Origin of the sequence: Streptomyces sp. CB03234, assembly GCF_001905885.1 — a bacterium.
GTDB lineage: Bacteria > Actinomycetota > Actinomycetes > Streptomycetales > Streptomycetaceae > Streptomyces.
In genome coordinates this window covers 37,322-43,607 of record NZ_LIYH01000012.1, presented here as the reverse complement: position 1 = coordinate 43,607, position 6,286 = coordinate 37,322, and the positions used below count along the sequence as shown (strand labels likewise).

Below are 6,286 nucleotides of genomic sequence, written 5' to 3'. Positions count from 1 at the left end.
AAGCGGACAGACACATCCGATCAACTGACTACCGGGTCAAAGAGACACGCTCTAGTCGCTGATCTCGATGTTTCCGTTGGGGGACGCCGCCTGGCCGGCGGTCGGCGTCGTACCGCCGCCTCGGTTGGTGATGCCCTTGAGGAGCTGGGCGAGGTCGACGCCGGTGGTGGAGCCGAGGAGTTCCAGACCCTGGGCGACGTTGTCCGCGACAGCGCGCGGCAGCTTTCCCGCGCCGTCGGTGGAGATGACGGTCATCTTGTCGATGGCGCTGAGCGGTTCGGCTGCCTTGCCGACGACCTCCGGCAGTACCCCGACGAGCATCTGCAGCACGGCCGCGTCCCCGTACTGGGCGAACGCGTCGGCCTTCTTCCGCATGGCTTCCGCCTCGGCCGCTCCCCTGGCAGCGATCGCGGCGGCCTCGGCTTCACCTTCGATCCGGGTGGCGTCGGCGAGCGCCGCTCGGTGAGCCTTCTCGCCTTCACCGGTCAGCCGCGCACGCTGGGCCTCCGCCTCGGCTTCCTTGACCTGGGCGATACGACGGGCCTCGGCCTCCTGCTCGGCCTGGTAGCGGGCGGCGTCGGCGGGCTTGCGGACCTGGGTGTCCAGCTGACGGTCGGTGAGCGCGGCCTGCCGTTCGGCCACCTTCTCCTGCTGGCTGAGGATCTCCTGCTGACGGTCGGCTTCGGCGAGCGGGCCGGCGGCTGCGGCCTTCGCGGCGGCCTCGTCGGTCTCCGCCTTGATCTCGGCCTGCTTGAGCGCGAACGTCCGCTGGGCGATGGCGATTTCCTCCTCCGCCTTCAGCCGCGCCTGCTCCGATGCCCGGCGGGCCACGGCCTCGGCGATGTCCGCTTCCTGCTTGGCCCGCGCCGCCTCCGGCCGGCCGAGGTCCTCCAGGTAGGAGCCCTCGGTGGTGATGTCCTGGATCTGGAAGGCGTCCAGGACCAGGCCCTGACCGGACAGGCTGGCCTCGGCCTCCTCGGCGACCTGTCCGGCGAACGCCGCTCGGTCGCGGATGATGTCCTCCACGGACATCCGGCCGACGATGGAGCGCAGGGCACCGGACAGGACTTCCTGGGTGAAGCCGACGATGCCACCCTGCTGCATCAGGAACCGCTGGGCGGCGGCCCGGATGGCATCCTCCGTACCGCCGACCTTGACGATCGCCACCCCTTCGAGGTTCGCCTTCACCCCACGCAGGGTGACCGCACCGCGCACGGCTACCGGGATGTGCCGTGAGGACAGGTCGAGCGTGAACTTCTGCTGGACGAACGGGACGACGAAGACACCGCCGCCGACGACGACCTTCTGCCCGCTGTTGTCGGTGAAGACCCGTCCCGTTTCGGGGTCGGTGGACTTCTTGCCGCGACGGCCCGTGATGATGAACGCCTCGCTGGGGCCGGCCACCTTGTAGCGGGTGATGACGACGAGGGCCAGCAGGACGAGGAGTACGACGACTCCCACTACTGCCGTGACGACTGGGCTCATGATGTATTCCCTGGCTCGCTGTGAAGGGCGGATCGAGTGGGCGGATGGGAGGAGGCGGGCCGTCCGGTCACCGTTCGACCGGGCGTACGCGTACGGAGCCGGCGGACAGAGCCGCCTCCACCCAGACCTCGGTGCCCCGCTGGACGGAAACGGACGCCTTGGCGGCGAACTTCACCGGCTGGCCGGCCACACGCAGCAGCACCTCGCCGTAGCCGTCCGCCGGGATGGCCGTGACCACCGACCCGGCGGTGCCGATGAGGTCGTCACCGGAAGGAGCCACTGCGCTCCGGTCTCGCATCAGAGCGCGGCTCAGCTTCCACGTCAGCCATCCGGCACCGACCCCGGTGACCACTCCGGCTCCCGTGGCCGGGCCTGCTCCCAGACCGGTACTCCCGAGCACGATCGCTCCGGTGAAGCCGAGCATCGAGACGAAGCCCGCGATCACCGGCAACGACAGCCAGCCGTCGAACAGCCCGTCCAGCGCCCCGTCGAGGAAACCTTCCAGGACTCCGTCCAGGACCAGGGAGGCGGCGAGCAGCACGAGCCCCGCAATGCCGAGACCGAGAAACAAGCCCATGTGTGTACCTCCCTGACCGGGGTGAATCCCGAGGTGACCAGAGGGTCTCACTCACCTGCGTGACATTTCAGTGCCGTCCACCGGCAGTCTTGACGTCTCTTTGATGCCGACCTCGCACGTGTGTGGGTACAGCACCCCCGGCTGCCGGGGTGGTCAGTGCTCGCCGTTGCGCAGCTCCCCGCGATCCGGCTGCTGATGCCTGCCGAGCAGCTCAGCCAAGCCGCGACGGGTTGCGGCCAGCACGACGCGGTCCTCCGGCTTGAGCACATATCCGGGGTGGAGGTCCCAGACCAGACCGGTGGGGTGCTGTTCACCGTCGGCGGGATGCGGGGCGGCCAGATCGGGGCGCCGGTCGGCGGGGGCAACGGTGTCCAGAGCCAGGATGCGCCAGGCACCGGGCCGGAAGGTCTCCTCGATGGTGCGGCCCTCCAGTTCGGGATGCCCGGCGACCACGAGCGCGGCGAAGACGAGCACTCTGCGCTCGACCGGTATGGCGCCGAGGATCTGCCGGCCCATCATCGCTCCCGCGAAGGCCGGGGCGGCCAGATGCGTGACGCTGCGGCTCCGGGTGACCGCGTCCGGGTGCGCGGCGCGCAGGGTGCGGTAGACGGCCGTGGCGAAGTCGTCGTCGTACAACCTCAGGGACACCCTCAAGTCGGACTTGACCGTACGGGCGTACAGCGCGGCTTCCAGGTTGGTGGTGTCGGAGCTGGTCAGGGCGAGGAGAGCGTGGGCCCGGTGGACTTTGGCGGCCTCCAGCACCCCCTCCTGTGTGACGTCGCCGATGATGATCGGCACGCGCAGCCGGCGGGCGAGCGCGACACCGCGCGCCTCGGGGTTCTCCTCGATGCAGACCACGGGGATGTCCAGGTCGCGGAGCTGGGCGAGGACACGAGTGCCGATCTTGCCGAGGCCGAGCAGGACGGCGTGTCCGGACAGGCCGCGCGGGGGGCGGCGCAGGGCGGAGGCGCTGCGGAACGCGCCCAGTGCCTCCAGCGCGCCGGCCACGAGAAGGGGCAGGAGGGCCAGCCCCACCAGGCCGGCCAGCAGTTGGAGCACTTGGCGCGAGAGGGGTTCGTCGACCGCCGGGTCGTTGATGGAGAAGAGGTCGAGGAGCGTGACATAGGCGGCATGCAGCGGGTGGGCCCCCGGCGTCGTCAGCCATGAGGCCACCGCGAGGGCGACCACGGCCAGCGCCAGGCCGGCGACGGCCCAGCGCAGGCGGCGGGAGAAGAGCTCGGAGAGCGGAAGGCCCCGCCCGCCCAAGCGTCTGGCCGTCACCGGGGGGCCGGTGTGGGAGACGGCTTCGAGGACGATCGTGCCGCGCCCGGCGGCGGCGTCGACGGTGCTCGGGTCGGGGAGCAGCTGAGGCGCATCCGTGCCGCTGCTGTCCGAACCCTCCTCACCCGCGGGGTCGGTGGTGGTGGCGGACAACAGGGCCAGGGTGCAGAGGCCGGGGTCGGCGGTCTCACCCCGACCGGGCGGGGTGCGCTCCACGGCGCGCAGGAGCAGCCCGTCGGCGTGGACGACTTTGCTGGTGCCCGCGACGGCCGTGGCGGCGAGAGCGGGTGCCGCCGTGTCGGCGTCGGAGAGCACGGTGGTGGACGCGTCGAGGGCGGCCGGATCCATGCCAGGCATGGCGACCAGGGCCGCCTGGTCGAGGAGTTCCTCCAGGTGCTGGCCGAGCTTGCGGTTGTAGAGCCGGATGACGAGTCGCAGGCCGGGGTTGAGGCGCCGGGCGGTCAGTGCGGCGCGGATGTTGGTCTCATCGTCGTCGTACACGAGCGCCAGTGCGGCGGCCTCGCTCGCGCCTGCCGCCTCGAGCACCGTCTCGGTGGGTTCGTCGGCTTCCACGGTGGCCGTACGCGTCACCGCGAGGGCAGGTGGCGTGCCGGTCACGGCGGCGGACACCCGCCCGAGAAGTGCCGAGGCACGGCCCTGCCCCGGCGCGGCGAGACGCGGTCCGAGTGGTGGACCGCCGCCGGGGCATACCAGCGTGACCTGCTCTTTGTAGACGTCTCGCAGCTCTGCTGCCAGCCGGTGGGCCAGGGCGTCGTCGCCACAGACGATCATGTGTCCGGCGGGTCCGCCGGAGGAAGCGCGCGGAGTGGGAAGTGAAGGCACCAGCGTAGATTGCCGTGCCCGCATCCTGGAGGGGCCGAATTTGGCCAGAAGGCGACGCCATCGGCATCTAGATGTCCGATGAACGGACTCTGCTGACCGGATAACGGTCCGGTCTCGCGCGCTGGCACTTTCGAAGATTACTTGCGGTTATGTGATTCACATCACTAAAGAACCCGCAAAGGGCGTGGTAGAACTGCGCGACTCCGCTGGTGGCACCGCCCCTCGCCGACCGGCGGGGCGTCGGCGCACCTGCCGACTGCACGACCAGGGTGATCACGCTCCGAGTCCGCGGTACGTGAACCCAGGGTCGCCGATCGGACAACGGCGTTCGCTCACAGACCGCACATCTTCCGGCGCAACCTCCCGCGCGCCGGTCCCTGCGCCATCGAGGTAACCACCGTGTCACTCGACTCCATCACCACGTCCGTCGACGAAGCCGTCAGCGGATTCTTCGAGCCCATAGCAACCTGGCTCGTGGACGTCGTCTTCTACTCCGTCCACGTGGGCGGTACAGAGCTGCCCCTCATCGTCGTCTGGCTCGTCGTCGCGGGTCTCGTCTTCACCGGCTGGTTCGGGCTGGTCCAGATCCGGAAGTTCCGGCTCGCCGTCGACGTGGTGAGAGGGAAGTACGACGAGAAGGGGTCGGCCGGTGAGGTCAACCACTTCCAGGCCCTGACCGCCGCCGTCTCCGGCACCGTCGGCCTCGGAAACATCGCCGGTGTGGCCGTCGCCGTCTCCATCGGTGGCCCGGGTGCCACGTTCTGGATGATCCTGTGCGGCCTGCTGGGCATGGCCACCAAGTTCGTCGAGGTCACCCTCGGCGTGAAGTACCGCGAGGTGCACGCCGACGGCACCGTCTCCGGCGGCCCGATGCACTACCTGCCCAAGGGCCTGGCCGAGCGCTTCGGCAAGAACGGCAAGACCCTCGGCAAGATCCTCGGCCTCCTCGCCTCCTTCTTCGTGCTGTTCTTCGGCCTCTTCGGCGGCAACCTCTTCCAGGTCAACCAGTCCTACGCCCAGCTGGTCTCCATCACCGGCGGCGAGGACGGCCTGATGGGCTCCTCGGCCGGCGCGCTGTTCTTCGGCATCCTCATCGCCTCACTCGTCGGCATCGTGCTGCTCGGCGGCATCCGCTCCATCGCCAGCGTCACCAGCAAGCTCGTGCCCGCCATGGCCGGCATCTACATCGTGGCCTGCCTGGTCGTCATCCTGGTCAACGTCACCGCCGTCCCCGCCGCCGTCGCCACCATCATCGAAGGCGCCTTCAACCCGGAGGGCGTGGCGGGCGGTGTCCTCGGCGCGCTGATCGTCGGTTTCAAGCGGGCCGCGTTCTCCAACGAGGCCGGTCTCGGCTCCGCCCCGATCGCGCACTCCGCCGTCAAGACCAAGCACCCCGCGAGCGAGGGCCTGGTCGCGCTGCTGGAGCCGTTCATCGACACCGTCGTCATCTGCACGATGACCGCGCTGACCATCGTCATCGCCAACCCGGCCAGCTGGGCCGAGGCACGCGCCGGCGAGTCCATCGGCGGTGTGACCATCACCTCCGACGCCTTCGGCACCGTGATGCCGTGGTTCCCCTACATCCTCACCTTCGCGGTGATGCTGTTCGCCATCTCCACGGTGCTGACCTGGGGCTATTACTGCATGAAGGCCTGGACGCACCTCTTCGGCCGCAGCCGGACCAGCGAGCTCACCTTCAAGGTCTTCTATACGTTGTTCGCGGTGGGCGGTTCCCTGCTGACGCTCCAGACGCTGATCGACATGGCGGACGCGGTGCTGTTCATGCTCGCCGTCATCAACATCATCGGCCTGTACCTCCTCGCCCCGGTCGTCAAGCGCGAGCTGAACTCCTTCCTGGAATTCGTCCGCGCCCGCAACGCCGGTGAGATCACCGAGGACGAAGACCAGGAGTCGGTGAAGACCACCGTCTGACCGCCCCCGCGGCCCGAATCCTTGAGCGGGCCCGTACACACCTCGCGCCTTGGTGTGTACGGGCCCGCTCGTTATGCCTTGACGGCGTTTCAGCACGTGAAACGGCCTCTGGTGGGATCAGGGACCGGCGGTTAGGGTGTGAAGAACGCGTCAAGGACCCCTCCTGAG

General features: G+C 69.3%; 4 protein-coding genes. 1 reads left to right on the top strand and 3 read right to left on the bottom strand.

Features of this window, described 5'->3' with window-relative positions; genetic code table 11:
• Positions 1–51 precede the first annotated feature (51 nt).
• The 3 genes from AMK26_RS35460 to AMK26_RS35450 form a co-directional block, all read right to left on the bottom strand.
• Positions 52–1,485 carry a flotillin family protein gene (locus AMK26_RS35460; protein WP_073760448.1) on the bottom strand — a complete coding sequence of 478 codons (1,434 nt, stop codon included), beginning with the start codon at positions 1,483–1,485 and terminating at the stop codon, positions 52–54.
• A 67-nt stretch (positions 1,486–1,552) separates the two neighbouring features.
• Entirely contained in the window at positions 1,553–2,062 is a 510-nt protein-coding gene (locus AMK26_RS35455; protein ID WP_073760446.1) for a hypothetical protein, read from the bottom strand.
• Positions 2,063–2,215: 153 nt separating this feature from the next.
• Positions 2,216–4,135, bottom strand: a complete 1,920-nt coding sequence (locus tag AMK26_RS35450; RefSeq protein WP_073760444.1) for an NAD-binding protein — start codon at positions 4,133–4,135, stop codon at positions 2,216–2,218.
• Positions 4,136–4,585: 450 nt separating this feature from the next.
• On the opposite strand from AMK26_RS35450, the gene AMK26_RS35445 reads away from it, so the two are divergent.
• Positions 4,586–6,118 (top strand): alanine/glycine:cation symporter family protein, encoded by a 1,533-nt coding sequence (locus AMK26_RS35445; RefSeq protein WP_073760442.1) that lies wholly within the window; start codon positions 4,586–4,588, stop codon positions 6,116–6,118.
• The last annotated feature ends 168 nt before the right edge of the window (positions 6,119–6,286 follow it).